We start from the raw sequence: 544 nt of genomic DNA on the forward strand, positions 1-544 counted from the left end.
TGTAAAGAAGGGGAAACATGATAAGCTAAAATCTCTCGTGTCGTACTATCTTTTACGCAAGATAAATAAGCTTTCTTCCCTTTTCCATAAAATAAATAGGTAATATCCGTTAACATACTTTTTTCCGGCTCTTCTTGGTTGAATTGACGTTGTAATAAGTTCGGACAAGTTTTGTGTTCTTGCGTCGCTTTTGCGATTTGTTTGTATGGATTCGCACGACGAATCTTTGTCACAAGATTGTATTTACGCATAACCCGAAAAATACGCTTTAGATTCATTGTAATTCCCTTTGTGTTTTCTAACGTCATTTTGATGAATCGTGCACCACATTTTTTCTTTTTACGGTTGAAGATTTCTTGAATCAATTCATAATCCTTCTCATCACTTGCTTCTTTTTCAATGTGTATGTCTAGCTTACGAAGCCAAGCATAATAACCACTTCGACTTACACCAGCTAGATCGCAAACATAACGCACCATGCGTGGAAAGTTGAAGCGACGAATCGTTTGTTCAATGAGTGTATATTTTTCACATGGTGTTAACG

1 protein-coding gene is annotated in these 544 nt (G+C 36.4%); it reads right to left on the minus strand.

Going from position 1 to position 544, the window contains the following annotated elements; all coding sequences use genetic code 11:
• Positions 1–544: IS3 family transposase (locus JDS96_RS30640; RefSeq protein ID WP_199669112.1), on the minus strand; the 544-nt coding region annotated here is incomplete at both ends.

Origin of the sequence: Bacillus cereus group sp. N21 (assembly GCF_016483395.1) — a bacterium.
Taxonomy (GTDB): Bacteria; Bacillota; Bacilli; order Bacillales; family Bacillaceae_G; genus Bacillus_A; species Bacillus_A pseudomycoides.